Below are 20096 nucleotides of genomic sequence, written 5' to 3' on the forward strand. Positions count from 1 at the left end.
ACAGTCGAGCGAGAAAGGGCTGAAGTCGATCAAGAATCGTGTGAAACGATCAAGAAAGGGCTCAACTCGATCAAGAACCAGGGTGAAACGATCAAGAAAGGGCTCAACTCGATCAAGAACCACCCAATTTCACATGAGACGGCCTGCCAGTTTTTATTCTGAGAATCAGTTAATGCATTCAATCATGCCACGCCACTCCATAGCCATCCACCTGAAGAGGAAAGAAACACCTCGCCAACCAAGGCGAGGTGTTTTCATACTGATGACAGGTTATTCCTCTATTCCATAGCTAATCAAGTTTGTAAATATGCGGTATCCACCTGGCACCTGGTTATCAATTTGTCGGTAAAAGACGAGGTTTGTATATAAATATGTTCCTTCGCCATAATTAGCGAGGAGAATTCCACCATCAAATGCTTCTTCGCCTGGGTCTGCCATCTGAACGAAGGTTTCATATTGATCGCTCCAATTCATTGGAAAATACAGGCCGCGTTCCTGTACCCAATTGTCCCAATCACGATCGGTTATGGTATTTGGATAGTTGAACAGCTTATGATTTGGCTTGGTCATGGTTACGGCTGCATTTTCATCTGTAACACGCCATTCAATCGAAGGCTGACCAATTTCGAGCTGATAAGGCGCAGAGCTATTCGTATCCCAATTGTCCCAAGGCTTATGATATTGCACAACTAAGTGTCCGCCATTTTCTACATATTCTAGTAGGCGAGGATTGTTTTGAACGAGATCCTCGCGTGAAAGGTTCGCTCGAATTCCAGTGACAATAGTATCATATTGAGTTAAGTCGCCAGTAGCTAAATCGGTTTCAGTTAGCTTTGTAATATCAAATCCAGCATTTTGAAGGTAGTCGGCAACTTTATCAAATCCACTTTCAATGTAACCAACTTTCAAATTATCTGGCTTTAGTAATTCAAACGCTACACCATCTGCCTTAGCTTCATATAAGAAATAGGAATCGTTAATGTGCTCATACTTTATTTCCTGCACCGTTTTTGTAAATGTTTTCCCATTAGCACTCGCAATTGCATCAATAGAAAAATCGCCTGCTTCAACCTGAGCCGGTGGGTGAACTGTAAATGTCAGCTCTTTTTCCTCAAAACGGTTATGAAACGTTACTTCTTGTTGAGTAGGCTCACTCGTCCAGCCATCTGGAAGTTTTAATGATACGTTTCCATCTATTTTGCTGTTCGTATAGCTTTTAACGTTCACGCGGACTGGAATTTCCTCCTGCACCGCAGCGGTATTCACCGTAATATTTTCCGGATCTAGCTTTACGCTTAGCTCTGGAAGTACTGAAACCGTATTATCAAGATCAACAACCTTCACAGTTGTTACGCCTTGTTCTTTAAAGGATACCTCCGCTTGCACGATTGGATCATCATAGGCTGCAAACAATTCAGCATCCTCAGGTACATTTACTTTAAAGGTTACTGTTTTTGTTTCATTTGGTTTTACATGTTTCAAATATTTTTCATTTTGCTGGTTCCAGCTTTCTGGAATAGCAATGCCCGCTTTCATGTGGTGTATTTTCTTTGCTCCCTTGTTTGTAATGGAAACAGAAATAGTTGCTTCTTCTCCTGGCGTTAGTACTTGTGAATTAATATCCGTTTTAACCTCAAGGTCGGCAGCAACAAAGCTAACGTCCTGCAGCTGCTTTTCCTTGATTTCCAGCTTATGCACTAAATCGTTCTTCACTGTTTCCGATAAGTCGGCCCGTTCGCTAAATTTCAATAGCTTCCGAACATCTTTTAAAGCTTGTTGAGATTTTGGCAATACGTGTGCACGATTTGGATATGCTTCAACAATGTCCTCGAGCGCTTCCTGTAATGCTTCGAGTTGTTCACTAAGACGTTCATTGTCAGCTTCAACGACTTCTGCCCAATCCTCAAAATTATACGGAATTCCGCTGAAAAGGTCTGCTTCTTCATCATTTAAAACTGACGCTACAAGCTCTAGGTGCGTTTGGCGTGGCTCAGCTGGAATGTCTTTTCCCATCCCTTGGCTTTTATGCATATAGCGAGATGCTTCTCCAAGCTGTGGGTAAGTCATGTCATAAATTGGATCATAATCACCTATTTCAATGGAAGTTGTTGCTGTTTCCTCAGATACTGCAGGTAAATAAAACTTTTTCACTTGCCAAACGTGTAGACCATCTTCAAGGTGCTCTGGAAAAACAGATGGATCTGCGGCATCCTCAAATGCTCTTTCACTTAAAATTGTCATTGCCCGGTGATGTCCATGCTGGCTGTTAACGTTGCGGAAGGAGGGCATAACAATGTCTGGTTGGTACGTACGAATAAAACGAATCAATCGTTCATACGTTACTTCTTCGCCCCATTTTTCTAATGTTTCATTCGGTGACTTAGAAAAACCAAAATCATAAATGGCGTCAGAAGTTGTTTCACTTAAATGGAAAGCCTTCACGCCAGTAATTTTTGCAGCCTCCACCATTTCATTAGAACGAATAATTCCAAGTGCGTTTCCTAGTTCATTGCCTATTTCATTTTGTCCACCTTCTCCGCGATTGGCAATTAAGCTAGCAGTTTTCACGCCAAGACCTCTTGATAAATAAGCTAAAAAATCACTGCGCTCATCATCTGGATGCGCCCCCGTGTTTAAAAAAGTGACAGTTGTCTGCAACGGGTTAACAACATTCCATAGCTCGACATCATGTTTCTCACTAACTTTGGCAAAACTGGATGTTGGTAGAAGTGTAAGGAGTGCAACCAACAAGATATAAAGTGTTTTTTTCATTTTTTGTAACCCCTTTCATTTTAGTGTATCCTAATTAAAACAGTACCTCCTTTTCGCAATAAGTTGGTTAGTTAAATATACTAACTAACCAGTCAAGCAATACCACTGCTAATATTTTAAACCGTAGCATGTACGAATAATGTTGTAAATATTACAAAAGTTCTATTTGTTTACGATTAATAGGTCGTAAGTAAGAAACACTTTACTTATAAAAACATAAATCAAAACATCCATGCATAGCTTATTTCTAAGCCTGCGAAGAAACCGAAATCCAAATAAAAAATATTTTTTAATAATTTAGTACTTTACAAATGATAGGGCTTTCATATATTATGTTATACGACAGATGGTTAGTAAGTAAACTTTACTAACTAAAGTAAAAGTAAGCACATGAAAAAGTTACGAGGGAAAAGGAATGAAATAACAAAATTAAGGGGCTTATGCAATGCAGAAAGGAAATGCAGCGTACATAAAGAATATGAACAAGGAAATGATTCTCCAATGTGTAATAGACGAGCAATCTACATCTAGAGCAATGATTGCGAAAAAGCTTAATTTAAGCAAGCCAACCGTTTCAGCGCTTGTGAACCAGCTTATTGAAGAAGATTGGATTCACGAAATGGGTAATGGTGAATCGTCAACAACTGGAGGAAGAAAGCCTGTTAATCTCAAATTCAATCCGAAAAAAGCATATGTGATAGGGATTGATATTGGCGGAACAAAGGTAGCATCTGGAATTACTGATTTAAATGGAAAAATATGTTCCTACCGTGTTTTTTCGACACAGGAACATATGAAGCAGGATCGACTGTTTGAAAAGATTCGAGATCAAATTGAAGAAATGAAGGCCGAGCTCGATATTGATGACAAATTAATTCTTGGTATGGGAGTTGGCATACCAGGGGTGACGAATGTAGAAACAGGAATTGTCCATGAGGCACCAGCTTTAAAATGGAAGCGTTTTCCGGTTCGTCAAAAACTAAGTGAGATATTTCCATATCCAATTTTTGTAGATAACGATGTAAATATTTCAGTGCTAGGTGAGCATTGGAAGGGTGTGGGCAAAAAGAAGAACAATCTTATTTACATTGCAATTGGAACAGGAATTGGAAGCGGTATCATGATTAATGGAGAACTATACCGTGGAAGTAACTATGGTGCTGGAGAAATTGGCTATATGGTAACAGATAGGGAATACGCGAACAGCTACCACCCTGTATATGACGGTTATGGCTTTTTAGAGAGTGTTGCTGGCGGAACTTCAATTGGGGATGCGATGACAAGCCGGCTTGGAAAAGAAATAACTGCAAAAGAGGCTTTTGAGCTTTATCGAGCAAAGCATCCGATTGCAATAGAAGTGATTGATGCAGCAATCGAAAATCTTTCCCTAGGAATTGCCAACTATATTTCATTACTAGATCCAGAGATTGTCATTTTAGGAGGTGGTGTTAGCGAAGCGTATTCATTGATTGAGCAAAAGATGAAGCATATCATTGAACGTTTTACACCTAGAAACTGTGATGTCGTTCGAACAACCTTTGGAAGAGAAGCGGGCGTTATTGGAGCTGTCGCACTGTTTTTGAAGGAATACGACAGTATTTTTAATATTTAATGGAGAGGGGTTATTTTAGTGAAGAAGATTAGAAAAAGTGGCTTAGTACTTATTATGGGAATCATTTTTAGTTTCGTGCTAGCCGGGTGTATGGCTGGTGGAGATGATAAAAAGGATGATGGAAAAGATGCAGCAAAAGATGGAGATAAAGAGCTTGAGGAAAAAGTAGTCGTTTATTCTCCGCATGGAAAAGATATTTTAAGTGATTTTGAAAAGCAATTTGAAGAAAAGTATGGCATTGAAATGGAATTTTTAGATATGGGATCACAGGAGATTCTTGACCGTGTGCGCTCGGAAAAAAATAATACCCAGGCAGATGTATGGTGGGGAGCTCCTCAAGTAAACTTTGATCAAGCGAAGGATGAAGGACTTTTAGCAGAATATAAGCCTTCCTATGCTGATTCAATTGATGAAATGTATCATGATGCAGACTGGATGTGGTCTGGAACGTCTATCACACCAGAAGTAATTTTATACAATTCAAAGGAAATTTCTGCTGACGAAGCGCCAAAGGATTGGGACGATCTACTAGATCCGAAATGGGAAGATGAATTAATCATTCGTTATCCATTAGCATCAGGAACGATGCGTACCATTTATTCCTCGATGATTTATCGTACGTATAAAGATACAGAGGATCCGTCAGAAGGCTATGAATGGTTGAAAAAGCTAGATGCAAACACAAAGGAATATTCAGCAAATCCAGAAATTATGTACAATCAAGTAGCTAAAGGTGTAGGTACTCTATCTGTTTGGAATATGCCAGATACAGTCATGCTTGCAGAAGAAAAAGGCTATCCGTTTGATTATGTTATTCCAGAGAGCGGTACACCTGTTTTAACAGAAGGTATTGCTATTGTTAAAGATGCACCACATCCAAAAGCAGCTGAAGCATTTTACGAATTTGTTAATACTCCGGAAGCAGCTAAGCTGCTAGCAGAGAAGTATTATCGTATTCCAACGCGTGAGGATGTAACAGATCTTCCAGAATGGATTACAAAAACAGAAATTAATCCAATGGATATTGATTGGAAGCTATTCCAAGAAAAATCTGATGAGTGGATGGAGCATTGGGATAACAACATTAAAAATGCAAAAAAAGATAAAAGTGAGTAAACACAAGTAAACTAGTAATCTAGGTGGAACGAATTACTCTTAAGTCGTTTCACCTCATTACTAGGTAATAAATGAACCATCAGGATGAAGGAAATAATGCTTTTCTATTTCCGGGAGATAAAGGGAGTTGTTGTTCATGTCAACAGTGCATTTATCAGAAATAACGAAGCAATTTGGTAGTGTAGAGGCAGTTAAGAAATTAGAGTTGACGATTAAAGAAGGCGAGTTTTTCACATTTCTAGGACCTAGTGGATGTGGAAAAACAACAACTCTTCGTATGATTGCCGGCTTCTACTACCCTACAAAAGGTAAAGTCAAATTCAATGAGAAGGATATGACTACCGTTCCACCAGAAAAAAGGAATACAGGCATGGTGTTTCAAAACTATGCATTGTTCCCTCATATGACCGTCTTCGAAAATGTAGCTTTTGGCCTTAAAGTAAGAAAAGTGAGTAAAGCTGAAATTAAAAAACGTGTAGAGGAAGTTCTTAAAAAAGTTCGACTTGATCAATATATTGAACGGCAAGTTAGCCAGTTAAGTGGTGGACAGCAGCAGCGTGTCGCACTTGCTCGTGCATTAGTAATCGAACCAGATATTCTATTGTTAGACGAACCTTTAAGTAATCTTGATGCACGATTGCGTGATGAAATGCGGGCAGAGATTTTACGCTTACAGCGAGAGTATGGGATTACAACGATTTATGTTACCCATGATCAAGTTGAGGCATTGTCGATGAGTGATCGAATTGCCGTGTTTAATTTTGGTGAATGTCAGCAAGTAGGTACACCAACTGAAATTTATAATGAGCCAGTAAATGACTTTGTCGCTGAATTTATTGGCGAAACAAATTTACTTCCAATTCAATTTGAACAAAAAACAGAAAATCAAATCATTTACCATTCAGAGCAACTAAATGGTGCTGTGCATGTACAAAATACAACAGGAAACATTGCGAAGCATGAAGAAAGCGATGCATTGTTAATGTCGATTCGTCCAGAGGCAATAATGGTATCCACAGAGGAATTAACAGGGGAAAATGTTTTTTCTGGAACGGTTGAACTCGTTCAGTTTACTGGTGCAGCTGTTCATACGACTGTAATGGTAAATAATTCGATTAAGATCCAGACGACTGGCTTGAATCAAGGGCCAAGTACATATTTAAAAGCAGGTACGACAGTATACGTGAAGCTGCCAGCAGACCAAATTAGAGTGGTTCCAAAGGCAAAGGAGTGACATGCATATGTTAAACGCAGAAAAAAGAAAAACGATTCTACTGTTAATACCTGTTGCCTTAATTCTAATTGGCTATGTACTGTACCCATCGATCGAAACGATGCTAGAAAGCTTTAAGAAAAATGGTGTTTTTTCATTACAAAACTATCAGGACTTTTTCGGAGCTAAATCAGCAGCAAATTTTGAAGCACTTTGGAATTCCGTATATATTTCTTTGTTATCAGTCTTTTTTAGTGCATTAATTGGTGTTCCATTAGCATTTGTTTTTAATCGATATGATTTTCCAGGTCGGCAATTTTTTTCGAATATCGCAATTATGCCGATTGTTTTGCCTTCACTTGTTGGCGTTATGGCGTTCATGTTTTTATATGGAGAAGCAGGACTTGTTCCAAATGCGATAAAAGACTTACTTCATTTAGAAAATGTCCCATTTAGTATTGGAGGCATTTCAGGAATATTAATTGTCCATGCATATACGATGTATCCGTATTTCTATATGACGACATCTTCTGCCTTAAACAATCTCGATCCGTCACTTGAAGAAGCCGCGTTTAATCTAGGTTCAAGTCGATTTAAAGTGTTTTGGAAGGTTACTTTTCCATTATTAACACCCGGGCTTGTGGCCGCATCGCTTTTAGTGTTCATGGTTTCCATGGCTTCTTTTAGTGCGCCATTTTTACTTGCGGGAGGATACCGTGTATTAAGCTTACAAATTTATTTTTCTAAAATAAATGGTGATTTAGAAATGGCTGCCACACAATCGGTTATTCTATCCGTTGTATCGATTTCTTTCTTGTTGTTCATGCGCTGGTATCAAGGAAGAAAGGATTATCGAATGGCAAGCAAGGGAATTGGGGCGCATCGCAGTGAGGTAAATAACCCGCTTTTAAAATGGTCGATGGTAACACTCGGAATTATCGCGATGATTGTTCTCCTATTACCACATGTCACATTATTAGTATTGTCTTTAGTGCCAGAGGGGGCTTGGACATGGCAAACATATCCAACAGCATTTAGCCTCGAAAACTTTAAATTGCTCTTTGAAGATCCGAATATTTGGGATCCAGTCAAGCATAGTTTGATCATGTCATTTCTTGCTTGTTTTGGAGTCTTTATCTTTGGAATTATCACCTCCTATGCTTTAGTAAAACGAAAATTTATCGGGAAAAACCTACTCGATATTTTAGTAATGATTCCGTGGGCACTACCAGCAACAGTTGTTGGGATGAACTTAATTTTGGCATTTAACGAACCATCTGTCTTTTCTTTTGGGAAAATTTTAGTAGGAACATTTTGGATTTTACCGTTAGCCTATTTTGTGCGATTTTTACCATTAGTTGTACGATCAACGAATGCCGTTCTAGAACAAATGGATGATTCCATTGAAGAAGCTGCACAAAATTTAGGAGCAAAATGGTTTTATACATTTCGCCGTGTTGTGATTCCAATCATAATGCCCGGCGTATTAAGTGGGACCTTGTTGGCGTTTGTGCAAGCAGTCGGCGAATTTCCAACTTCCGTATTACTGTACACGTTAGGTAATAGGCCAATTTCGATTGAGATTATGAACCAGCTGCGCATGTTTAACTTAGGGCAAGCAGCAGCATATGGAATGATTCAGGTAGGTCTCATCGCAATCGTAATGTTCATTGCTTATCGATTCTTTGGGGTTAAAACCGAAAACACTTTGTAGCCCGTTCTGGGTAATGAGAGGAAAATGTTGGTGGAGACTTGAGCGAGCGTTTGGAAAGAGTTGCTGGGGTCAATCAAGCTGGAGTTGAGTCAGGTGGAATTGTGTTAGATTCAATCGAGAAGTAGTTGGAATTGATCGAGTGCAATGTAAAGTCTCTCAATCTCGAATCTTCAAGATAGTTGAACGCTAGCTAATGTTCAAAATCAATTTTATCTAGTTTCAAGAGTTAAAGCTAGATAACAAGAAGGCTAAATAAACGACAATCACAATGTAAACTTGAGGTGCTTTATAAATGAGTTCATTTAAAGATCAGTTTGAGCAAGCAGACGGTTTGAAATTTCCTGGGAAAACATATGTAGAAACATTACTTCAGCCAGTGTTCTACGATCAGAAAAAGTATCTATTTGATGCCATGTTTTTAATTCATAAAGCACATACGACGATGCTTTCCGAACAAGGGATATTATCTAAGTCAGAAGCAGAACAGATATTAAAAGGTGTTGCAGAAGTTGAAAAAATGGATCGCGCTTCGATTGAGTATTCAGCTGCATACGAGGATTTGTTTTTTTTAGTTGAGTCACGAATAGGTGAAATTATTGGACAAGAGCTTGCTGGGAAAATGCATATTGCAAAAAGTAGAAATGATATGGGAGAGGCGATGTATCGGATTGTGCTGCGTAATTATTTACAGGAAACCATTCAAAATACGGCAGCACTTAGTGAAGCAATCCTAAATCAAGCAGAGCAGCATGTTCATTCGATTATGCCTGCCCATACACATACACAGCCAGCACAGCCGACCACGTTTGGTCATTATCTAGTAGCGATTTATGATAGTTTGCAGCGGGATATTGAGCGATTAAAGCATGCATATAACACGGTAAATCAATCTCCAATGGGAGCAGCGGCGATAACTACTTCTGGATTTCCTATTAATCGTGAGCGGATGGTAGAATTACTTGCTTTTGATGGAATGATAGAGAATTCCTATGATGCAATTGGTGCTGGAGACTATTTAATCGAGGCAGCGCAAGCGCTTGTAAGTACCATGACAAATATCGGAAGATGGCTACAGGAGTTTCTAAGGATGACTTCCAAGGAAGTAGGATTATTACGCGTTTCGGATGCGTATGTTCAAATAAGTAGCATTATGCCACAGAAGCGAAACCCTGTTTCTATTGAGCATTCGCGATCGATTGCATCGAGTGCAGCGGCAGAGGGATTAGCTGTTGTTCATATGATTCACAATACACCATATGGTGATATTAATGATACAGAAGATGATTTACAGCCGCATTTATATAATGGCTATGAAAAAGCAAATCGTGTGTTACGCTTGATGCGCGCGGTTGTACTAACAATAACCTTCAACAAGGAACGAGCACACCAACAAGCAAGAGAAAACATGATTACGATAACAGAGTTGGCTGATGTTTTAGCACGTGATTATCGTGTGTCGTTTCGAAAGGCACATCATAAAGCAAGTATTATAGCCCAAAAAGCACAGGCACAACAAAAAGAGCTATATGAAATATCAATTCACCAAGTTAATGAGTGGCTCGAAGATATTGAATTAACGGCAGAGGATTGGCAACAAATCGTAGATCCAACATGCTTTGTAGAACGTAGAAAAGTAACAGGCGGAACAAATCCTGCAGTTGTATCTGATATGATCCAACGAAGGAGAAAGGTAATGCAAGCATAATAAAGTATAGTCATGCGGAAAGACGATTTGTTTTAGGACAAATCGTTTTTTCAAACTCGAGCGAGAAACGGCCAATTCGAGCGAGAAAGCTGTGAACTCGAGCGAGACCGAACAAAACTCAATCGAGATCGGATGAAACGATCAAGAATCATCCAATTTCGATCAAGAATCGCTCGAATTCGATCAAGAACCACCCAAATTCGATCGAGAAGCGGGTGAAACGATCAAGAACCATCCAAACTCGATCAAGAACCACTCGAATTCGATCAAGAACCACCCAAACTCGATCAAGAAACACTCGAATTTGATCAAGAACCACCCAAATTCAATAAAAAATCCCTTCGTCCGAAGTTTGGGCGAGGGGATTCGCATTTTCTGTAACTGTTTCCTAGTCTTTTTGCCTGCGATATTAGATATCCTCACTTCATCCCCCTTCCGAACTCCCGCCTCTAATTCATTTGCCCTAAGTAAGCTAGGCATAATCTATCAATTTTCAGCAATAAAAGGATTCTATCTTGACTATGAAGCTAGCATTAACCATTATTGGAATTATCAAATAATAAAGGAGGGTAGCTACATTTTTAAGCGTAGGATTATATTTTGATAGGGAGCTGAAATGAATGAAGAAGGTATTAAGCTTTACAATGGTATTGATGACGTTTCTTTTTACAATGCTTGCAGGGACAAATCTTGCTTTTGCAGCTTCAGAGCAACCTACTTTAAATCCGAATCGAATACTGAATGTAGCACACCGCGGCGCATCTGGGCATGCCCCAGAGCATACGATGATAGCCTATGAACTAGGTGAGGAGATGCATGGGGACTATATCGAGCTTGATCTACAAATGACAAAGGATGGCGTACTCATCGCGATGCATGATGAAAGAGTCGATCGGACAACAAATGGGACAGGCTATGTAAAAGATATGACTTTAGCAGAAATCAAAGCGCTAGATGCAGGTTCTTGGTTTAATGAGAAATATCCTGATAAAGCAGATCCGGATTTTGTTGGCCTCGAAGTACCGACGCTCGAGGAAGTTGTTCAAGAATTTGGTAGAGGCTCGCGCTACTATATTGAAACGAAATCGCCTGAGGTTTATCCAGGGATGGAAGCGGAATTAATCAGAATACTAGAAAAGTATAAGCTACTCGGAGTTAATGGCCCTTCGAGTAAGGTGCTACTACAATCCTTTAGTCCACAAAGTCTACAAATCCTGCATGAGCTCAATCCCAATGTGCCACTTGTGCAGCTAATTTCCTATAAACAGCCTGCAACGATTACAGATGAAGAACTAGAGGAGATTAAAAGCTATGCAGTAGGAATTGGGGCAAGTCATACGAAAATTGACCAGGCCTATGTAGAGAAAGTAAGAGCACATGATTTGCTAATGCATCCATATACGGTTAACACACGAGCCGATATGGAAAAAGTACTCGATTGGGGTGTAACAGGAATGTTTACCAACTACCCTGATATATTGAACGATGTTCTTAAAGGCAGAAACGATTAAAAGTAATAATTAAATATTGTTAAAAAATTTTGTTTATTTTGTATTTACAAAAATGAAAACGTTTGCTAAAATAAAAACCAATTGAATATCTCTCAGAGAATCCAGGAGAAGAGAACTAATTGAAAACCCTTTCTTACTTATCAAGGGGGGCTCTTTCTATTATTCTCTTCTTTTTTAGGGTTAAGGGAGATATCAAAATAAAGGGGGAACAACATTGAAAAAAGTCTTATTCTACGCACTGTCTGTTTTGTTTTTATTCAGTATTTTATTATTATCCGCATGTGCTGGTGATAGCTCAGGGGATGGTGGAGAAGGTGGAGGGGATAAACCAATTACACTTTATTCACCGGAAACACCAGATTTAACGAAGGAGCTAGCACAAAAGTATGAAGAGCTGTATGGACAGAAGGTAAATGTTGATTATGCTGGAACGAATGTGTTGGTCAATAAGATGATGGCGGAAAAAGGGAATCCACAAGCTGATGTTTGGTATGGCGGAGGTGGAATTCTACCATTTGAAGCCGCTGTAGATAAAGATATTATAACAAGCTATATTCCGAAAGATGCTGAGGATTGGGAAGTTGTCGAAAATGGCATTAAGATGAAGCATCAGGATGGCTATTATGTGGGAACAGAAATGTTTGTACTCGGGTTCTCTTATAATACAGAGCTCGTTTCAGAGGAAGAAGCACCAAAGACATGGGAGGATTTGCTAGATCCAAAATGGGAAGGAAAAATTCAATTTTCCAATCCAGCAGCATCTGGTACTGCAACATTAATGGTGTTGAGCTATATGATGGAGCATGGCGAAGAAGCTGGTTGGGAATATTTCCAAAAGCTTGCTGCCCAAGCAAACTCAATTCCTGATTCTGGATCTGGTCCAACAAAGGGAGTTGCAATGGGAGAGGCACATATTGGGATTGGCTTTGATTTTATGGCATATGAACACCAAGCAAATGGGGAAACCGTTGATTTCGTTGTCCCAGAGAAAACCCCAATCTTAGTAAACCCAATTACACTTGTAAAGGACGCTCCAAATCCAGAGGGCGGGAAAAAATTCATGGATTTCATGCTTGAGAAAGAAGCACAGCAAATTTTAGCAGATTGGTACCATATTCCAATTAATCCAGATGTAGAATCAAAAACTCCGTTATCATTGGATAAGATTAAGGAGCATGCAGTTGATCTAGATATTGATTGGGTTAATGAGAATTATGACCGTATTCGCAATGAGTGGAAAAATAAAATTAACTAAGGGGAAGTTGATAGTATGGGGTCAGTTGTAGTCGAACAACTAACAAAGAATTTTTCAGGGGTAACTGTACTTCAAAACATAAATTTGGACATTAAAGAGGGCGAGTTTTTTGCCCTCCTTGGTCCTTCAGGCTGTGGGAAAACAACGACAATGCGCTGTATAGCCGGTTTTGAAAAACCATCAAGCGGTACGATAAAAATTGGTGATACGAATGTGAATAAGCTGGCACCAAATCAACGCAACTGTGGAATGGTGTTTCAGAGCTATGCATTGTTTCCACATATGAATGTATTTGATAATGTTGCTTACAGTTTAAACATAAAGCACTTAAGAAAGAGCAATGTGTTCAAAAAGCTTGGCGTTTATACCCGAATGCTTAACAGTAAGATAATGAAGTACCCAAAGGATATCGAACAAAAGGTAATGGATATTTTAGCGTATGTTGAGCTTACCGATCATGCAAAAAAACTAACGAGTGAGCTTTCAGGTGGGCAGCAGCAGCGTGTTGCGTTAGCAAGGGCTTTGGTGATGGAGCCAGATGTGCTTTTAATGGATGAACCATTATCCAACCTTGACTTAAAGCTACGGCATACGATGCGAAACACGATTCGTAAAATTCAGCAGGATTTAAAGATTACGACCATCTTTGTAACGCATGATCAGGAAGAAGCGATGAGTATGGCTGATCGGGTAGCAGTTATGAAGGATGGCGAGATCCTGCAAATCGGTACGCCTACAGATCTATATAGTAATCCGAAAACACCGTTTATTGCTGATTTTGTCGGAACATCAAACATTATGCCTGGTACGGTGTTAAACCGAGAAAACGGAATGACGACGATTCAAATTGGCAACCAACAAATTAAATCGACGCTTGCAACCGAACTCCAGGAGGTGCAAGTAGTCATTCGGCCGGAAAATATTAATGTCCTTGATGAGAAGGAAGCCGATTATGATAATGCCTTTGAAGGAATTATTCAGGTTGCGACGTATCTTGGATCAACCGTGCGTTATGACGTTAAAGTTGGTGAACATGAGTTAGTAGTCGATACGACGTATGAATCTGGAGATAGCATCTTATCCACTGGAGCCAGTGTTAAATTAAGTGTCTCTCCAGAGAGGGTGTTGCTCATATGAATTGGCTAAAGCAAACCTTTACCGGAATTGGAATTGTACGATTGCTTGTTTATGCATTCTTTATTTTATTTTTAATCCTGCCGTTAGTTTCTGTATTTTTAGTTGCCTTTACAAATGAGCCGATTAATTTATTTGGATCGCTTATTAGCTTGGACACGATGCAGACGACGATTGAGCAGTTTAAAAATGCGACACTCGATAATTTTAAGGAGATTTTTTCACAAGGGCATTATTTCGATGCATTAAAAAATAGTGTGTATCTTGCCTTTATGGTTTCTGTTATCGTTTTACTTATTTGTGTGCCAATTGCATACGGGATAGCACGTACGAAAATGCCCTTTAAACGGACGATCAGTGCGTTATGTACCATTCCATTAGTTGTTCCAACCTTTATTTCTGCATACGCATTTATCATTATGTTTGGTAGAGCTGGTTGGGTGACTTATATTTATCAAGCGCTTGGAGGAGAAGGATTACTAATCGACCCTTATTCGATGACAGGAATTGCAATTGTGCAAGTATTCTTCTTTTTCCCATACGCCTTATGGCCAATGGTAGCAGCGTTTAAAATTAGTGATGTCTCACTAGAGGAAGCATCACGAAATATGGGAGCAAAAAGCTGGCTAACCTTTATTACCGTTACATTTCCACTAGCCATCCCTGGAATGCTTTCAACAGCTTTAGTCATATTTTCGGTGAGCTTTTCCGATTTTGGTACACCGATTATTTTAGCGCCAACCGACTTGAACTTATTAGTTGTTGAAGCGTACCGTGAAATTGCTGGATTTTTTAATTGGGGTGGAGCAGCGATTCTAACGGTCATTATGATTGCAGTAGCAGCGTTTGTTTATTGGATGCAGCATGCATTTTTCAAAGGGAAAAACTATGATGCTGTATCAGGAAAGCCAAAGCAAATAAAGCTGAATGATAATAAAGCATTAACAATTTCACTATCCGCATTTTCAGGTTTTGTTGTCCTCGTACCATTATTGGCGATGGGTACAGTGTTTCTACAATCCATTGCAACGACGTGGGGAAAGGATCCACTGCCAAACGGATATACACTAGCACATTATAAGACAATTTTTACTTCTTCATTGGGTAATATTCAAAACAGCTTAATTCTTGCCTTTGGAGCGCTTGTGCTAAGTGTAATAATTGCAACGTTTGTTTCTTACTTTGTAGTAAGGCAAAATGCAGCGTCCTTAGATTTTATGACAACCGTACCGTTAATTGTTCCTGGAATTGCATTCGGTATCGCGCTTATTCAAACGTTCAATACAGCACCATTACAGCTTACAGGCACAGCCATGATTCTGGTTATTGCTTATACGATTCGTCGCATACCGTATATGATACGGTCAACCGTTGGTACGATGCAATCGATTAAGGCGGATATTGAGGAAGCCGCAGTAAATTTAGGTGCGTCCTCGTTAACTGCGGCAATTACTGTTATTGGCCCATTAATGCTACCAGGTATTGCAGCTGGATCGATTCTCGTATTCGTAACGGTTATTAAAGAAACGAGTGTTTCTATTTTAATGGCTCCAGCAGAATGGGCACCAATGAGCTTAGCTATTTTTCAAAATGTGCTAAGAGCAGAATATTACTCTGCTGCCGCGATGTCGATTGTACTTGTTGTGCTTGTTATCGTTTTACAAGCAATCGCCAATCGGCTTACGAGCAAGCAATCTTCATAATAAATTAAGGTGAAAAGTAGAAGCATTATCATGTGTAAACATCTTTAGGAGGAGCATGCATGAAAAGGGGATTCATCTTTGATTTAGATGGAACGGTATACGTTGATAATAAATTGATTGATGGTGCAAAAGAAGCAATTCATGCATTAAAGCAACGTGGGGATGAGGTCGTTTTTCTAACCAATAAATCAATTGAGACGATATCAGCGTATGTGGAAAAGTTATGCCATCTAGGTATCCACGTAACAGAGAAATCTGTTGTTAGTTCAAACTATTTAGTTGCGCGCTATTTAAAGAAGAAGATGGGAAAAGAAGAGAAAGCAATGGTTGTTGGAGAAGCACCATTGGTGGAGGAGCTGCAACATGCGGGAATAAGCCTAACAACCAATAGCTTCGAAGCGGATTATGTTGTTATCGGCTGGGATCGCGCGTTCACGTATGAAAAGTTAAATGATGCGTTTCAAGCGTGGCGTAATGGTGCGAAGATCGTGGCAACAAATCCGGATCGCACCTGTCCAGTAAATAATGGCCAAATTCCTGATTGTGGTGCCATGATTGGCGCATTAGAAGGAGCGACAGGAGAAAAAATAGAATTAATTCTAGGAAAGCCTTCCCAGCTAGCGGCCAAGTTCATTGCCGAAGAAATTTTACGGCTTCCACCCGAGCGCTGTTACATGGTTGGCGATCGATTGGAAACCGATATAAAGATGGGATTGGATTATGGCATGAATGCAGTACTCGTTTTATCGGGAATTACGGATAAACATATGGTAGAAGCATCCGTCTATAAACCAACATTCATTTTGGATAGCATTCGGTATATTTCAGACCTCCCGCTTAAAGGTCCAGATTCCACAGCTTCGGATTACCAGACGATATAGCGAGCGCGCCAGCTTCTAACCCTTGCATAATTTCATTTTTGTTGCTTACGAGCCCACCTGCGATAATTGGCAGGTGGGTTAATGCTGTAAGCTCATCAATGATATGCGGCATAATTCCAGGAAGTACTTCAATGGCATCCGGCTTACATGTATGGGCAATTTCGATTCCTTTTTTCATCGCATTGCGATCGATAAGAAACAATCGTTGAATCGTTAGTAACCTCGCTTCCTTGGCCATCTTGACCATATTACTTTTTGTCGTAATAATTCCCGCTGGTTGCCAAACATCTGCAATATATTGAATCGCACTTTTTGAATTCGATAGACCTTCAATAAAATCGACGTGAATAAAGCATGCTTTATTCGCTTTCTTTATTTCTTCTACATAGTCATTTACGGTCATAAGATTACCGGTCAATAGAAAGATAATGTTAGAGTTTGCCTGCAAAGCGATAGGTAAATCGCTCTCTTCTTTCACAGAGGCAATAACTTGTGATTGGACAATATCCACGATTTTGCTTCGCATTTCTTATTCGCCTCTCCCATAGTTAAGTATAAAGTAAATTGTAACATTGTTTTGTAATAGTTAGAATAGTTGATTTAAAAAGAAGGGTATTGAGAAATGCTTTTTCTTCAAAGTAATCAAAAATCGAGTATAATATGTTACTTGTATACTCGATTATAACTTTTATTATTTTATTCTCCACATTTCCTATAATCCTTATTAAAGCACGTTTGTTCTACACATTGGAAAAAATGTATCCCGAGCTTTTTTATTCCTATAGTAGAATGCTGCTCCGCCAGTTATAAGAAGAAGTGAACCAGCTGCTAATACATAGTTATACGTGCTATTAACGGCTTGCTTGTTCTTTCTATCCTTGTTTTTTAAAAGCGTCTTCAACATCCCTTGAACTCCTTTCTATGTGAACGCTATACATGAGATTTTTGGCGTTCTTGTTTTTTATGTGGGGTCATTTTCAAATGGCGGAGGGTTTTTTTCATCGTTTTTAACTGTAGTTTTAAATTTGGATTTTTCATTTTCAACTTAATCACCTCACAATCGATATTATTGTCAGTTTGAAATGGTGTTTGAAAATTCCAAGATGACTAGATTTTTCGGTTACTGTCATCATACATGAGAGATATTAATGGAGCATGAAGCAATGGTGAAGATATTGTAAAGAATGCCCTCTGTGTTTTATTCGATAGATATCCTCATAAAGTGCTTTTTTGTATGAAGTCCATTTTTGCATTTTCCGCTGTGTTTTATTTGGTCTTATTTCTTTATGCGGAATTTAATATAATCTATATAGGACATAATAACTATAACTAAATAAATGATTTTCTTAAGGAGGTGGCATTATGGATCGTCGAAGTATGGCAGTTTTAAATCAGCTTGTCCAATCAGATTCTTATATAACTATCCAGGAGTTAGCTGCAAAGTTCAATGTATCAAGAAGGACGATTTATAATGACCTTGAGAAAATAAACGATTGGCTTAAAGAAATCGATTTACCTGGTGTTAGACAAATAAGAGAAAAAGGAATTTATTTGGACCAGAACGTAAAGGAAAATATTAGCTCGAAACTGACGATATCGGACAATTCATATTATGAGTTTTCTCATGATGAAAGAAAAGCATGGATTTATATTTATGTTTCGATAGCAGAAACTCCATATTTTTTAGATGACCTTAAGGAGTTATTCCAAGTAAGTAGAAACACTGTTCTAGACGATATCAAGAAGCTAAAAGAAGAAATGGCATTGGAAGACTTAGAATTATTTTCTGAGCATCAGCGCGGCTATCAGATTTCAGGCGACGAAAAAATTATTAGACGTACGTTAATTCATTATTTATCTTTTGTTACCCCTGATAATGGATGGTATAGCCTTATCAACTCGCAAGAATGGAAAACGGAAGATTTACTTCTTCCCTATTCAATCTTTAGTTACGAAGTATTAAATACGTTGCAACATCTGTTACATGATTATGAAAAACAGTCGCGCATTGAAATTACAGATGATGTTTTGAACAGTTTAGTTATTTGGTTCTATTTGTTTTTATATCGTATTAAAAAAGAGAATTATGTAAAAACAGATCCAATTGAAAAAGAAGTTATTCTTACGACAGAGGAATTCAGTGGTGCAAAGAAAATATGCAATGCCCTTGCGAACCAATTACGTTTAGATATTCCAAGTGATGAAGTCTTGTACTTTTCAAAATATTTATTAAGTGCAAAAGTAAACTACAGCCTAGATTTACAACTAGAGAACCAGGAAATGAAGCTACTACGACAAGTGGTAGAAAAAATGGTATCTGAATTTCAATTATATGCAGCAGTTGACTTTCCAGAAAAAAGCCATATGATTCAGAACCTGCTATTGCATTTAAAACCAGCGTTTTATCGGATTAAATACGGTATAAAAATTGACAATGTCTTATGTGATTCAGTCAAAGAAAATTATCCAGAGGTATTTTTGCTTACAAAAAAAGTAATCCATCACTTTGAAAATTTAATTGAACAGCCTGTTCATGATAATGAAATAGCATATATTGCCATGCATTTCGGTGGTTGGCTCCGAAAAGAAGGGGTTGTACTAGAACGAGCGAGAAAGAAACTGCTTATTGTTTGTACGAATGGATTAGGTACATCGCGGATGCTAGAAAGTCAATTAAAAGGATTATTGTCAGATATAGAAATTATTGGTGTAACTTCTATTAGAGAATATGAAAAAATGGAGATTCAAGTGGACATTATTGTATCTACTATCCCGCTTCCAGACAAAGGAGTTCCTGTTTTTGTCGTTAGACCTGTGCTTAGTAATGAAGATAAAGAAGCATTGCTAAAAAAAGTTAATAGTCTTTATAAAAATAAGAGTAAACAACAAATATATTCCGTTGATACGGTAATGGATATTGTTCGGCGATACGCCCAGATAGAGGATGACCAAGAATTACGTAAAGAGTTAAGAAGTTATTTTCAGGCACCAATTATTATCGATGATAAGAAAAGAAAGCCTAATTTAAATGTATTGTTACCTGAAGGTCGTATCGTCACGAATGAACGAGTGCATGATTGGAAGGAAGCAATAAAGCTCGCTTCATCGTCATTGATTAAGCAAAATTTTATCAATGAGACGTATGTAGAAAAAATGATTGAAAATATTATATCTATGGGGCCTTATGTCGTTATTTCCGAGAGCTTTGCACTTCCTCACGCCACTGCATCAGACGGCGTATATAAAACAGGAATGGGCTTACTCCATTTACAAGAGTCGATTGATTTATTAGGGAAATCAGTTCAAGTATTTATTATTTTAGCATCGTTAGATAATGAGCAACATTTAAAAGCTTTATCTCAACTCACAAGGCTTTTATCTGATAAAGAGAATAAAAAGATTGTTCAATCAGGAAATAGGAAAAGAATCATACAGCTTATTAATAACTTTTCAACAGATTAAGAAGATAGGAAAGGGCAG

14 protein-coding genes are annotated in these 20096 nt (G+C 38.5%); 11 read left to right on the top strand and 3 right to left on the bottom strand.

The window, feature by feature from the left end; genetic code table 11:
* Positions 1-270: 270 nt before the first annotated feature.
* The gene (locus SPK86_RS09620; protein WP_330949219.1) at positions 271-2772 is read right to left on the bottom strand and encodes a PIG-L family deacetylase; all 2502 of its coding nucleotides are present in this window, start codon (positions 2770-2772) and stop codon (positions 271-273) included.
* 445 nt (positions 2773-3217) lie between these two features.
* Between SPK86_RS09620 and SPK86_RS09625 the strand changes: the two genes are divergently transcribed.
* The 10 genes from SPK86_RS09625 (at position 3218) to SPK86_RS09670 (ending at position 16616) form a co-directional block, all read left to right on the top strand.
* On the top strand, positions 3218-4384 hold the full coding sequence (locus tag SPK86_RS09625) for an ROK family transcriptional regulator (RefSeq protein WP_330949220.1): 1167 nt from the start codon (positions 3218-3220) through the stop codon (positions 4382-4384).
* 18 nt (positions 4385-4402) lie between these two features.
* Complete coding sequence (locus tag SPK86_RS09630; protein ID WP_284139030.1) at positions 4403-5500, top strand: extracellular solute-binding protein; 1098 nt, start codon at positions 4403-4405, stop codon at positions 5498-5500.
* Positions 5501-5636: 136 nt separating this feature from the next.
* Entirely contained in the window at positions 5637-6734 is a 1098-nt protein-coding gene (locus SPK86_RS09635; protein ID WP_284139031.1) for an ABC transporter ATP-binding protein, read from the top strand.
* A gap of 7 nt (positions 6735-6741) precedes the next feature.
* Positions 6742-8427, top strand: a complete 1686-nt coding sequence (locus tag SPK86_RS09640; protein WP_330949221.1) for an ABC transporter permease — start codon at positions 6742-6744, stop codon at positions 8425-8427.
* Between the two features lie 292 nt (positions 8428-8719).
* A complete protein-coding gene (gene argH / locus SPK86_RS09645; RefSeq protein WP_330949222.1) occupies positions 8720-10132 on the top strand; it encodes an argininosuccinate lyase in 1413 nt (470 codons plus the stop codon).
* A gap of 620 nt (positions 10133-10752) precedes the next feature.
* Entirely contained in the window at positions 10753-11643 is an 891-nt protein-coding gene (locus SPK86_RS09650; protein WP_284139034.1) for a glycerophosphodiester phosphodiesterase, read from the top strand.
* A 214-nt stretch (positions 11644-11857) separates the two neighbouring features.
* A complete protein-coding gene (locus tag SPK86_RS09655; RefSeq protein ID WP_284139035.1) occupies positions 11858-12898 on the top strand; it encodes an ABC transporter substrate-binding protein in 1041 nt (346 codons plus the stop codon).
* Positions 12899-12913: 15 nt separating this feature from the next.
* A complete protein-coding gene (locus SPK86_RS09660) occupies positions 12914-14035 on the top strand; it encodes an ABC transporter ATP-binding protein (protein WP_284139036.1) in 1122 nt (373 codons plus the stop codon).
* A complete protein-coding gene (locus tag SPK86_RS09665) occupies positions 14032-15735 on the top strand; it encodes an ABC transporter permease (protein ID WP_330949223.1) in 1704 nt (567 codons plus the stop codon). Before SPK86_RS09660 ends, SPK86_RS09665 begins: the two co-directional genes overlap by 4 nt.
* Before the next feature lie 59 nt (positions 15736-15794).
* Complete coding sequence (locus SPK86_RS09670; protein ID WP_284139038.1) at positions 15795-16616, top strand: HAD-IIA family hydrolase; 822 nt, start codon at positions 15795-15797, stop codon at positions 16614-16616.
* On the opposite strand, the gene SPK86_RS09675 is transcribed toward SPK86_RS09670, so the two are convergent.
* Both SPK86_RS09675 and SPK86_RS09680 read right to left on the bottom strand, forming a co-directional pair.
* Positions 16573-17142 (bottom strand): glycerol-3-phosphate responsive antiterminator, encoded by a 570-nt coding sequence (locus SPK86_RS09675; RefSeq protein WP_330949224.1) that lies wholly within the window; start codon positions 17140-17142, stop codon positions 16573-16575. The two genes, SPK86_RS09670 and SPK86_RS09675, sit on opposite strands and share 44 nt — an antisense overlap.
* A 198-nt stretch (positions 17143-17340) precedes the next feature.
* A complete protein-coding gene (locus tag SPK86_RS09680) occupies positions 17341-17520 on the bottom strand; it encodes a hypothetical protein (RefSeq protein ID WP_284139040.1) in 180 nt (59 codons plus the stop codon).
* A gap of 458 nt (positions 17521-17978) precedes the next feature.
* Here SPK86_RS09680 and SPK86_RS09685 point away from each other — a divergent pair, with 458 nt between their 5' ends.
* Positions 17979-20078, top strand: coding sequence for a BglG family transcription antiterminator (locus SPK86_RS09685; RefSeq protein ID WP_330949225.1), 2100 nt, complete (start codon positions 17979-17981; stop codon positions 20076-20078).
* Positions 20079-20096 lie beyond the last annotated feature (18 nt).

Source organism: Virgibacillus sp. MG-45, assembly GCF_036409425.1.
GTDB lineage: Bacteria > Bacillota > Bacilli > Bacillales > Amphibacillaceae > LDC-1.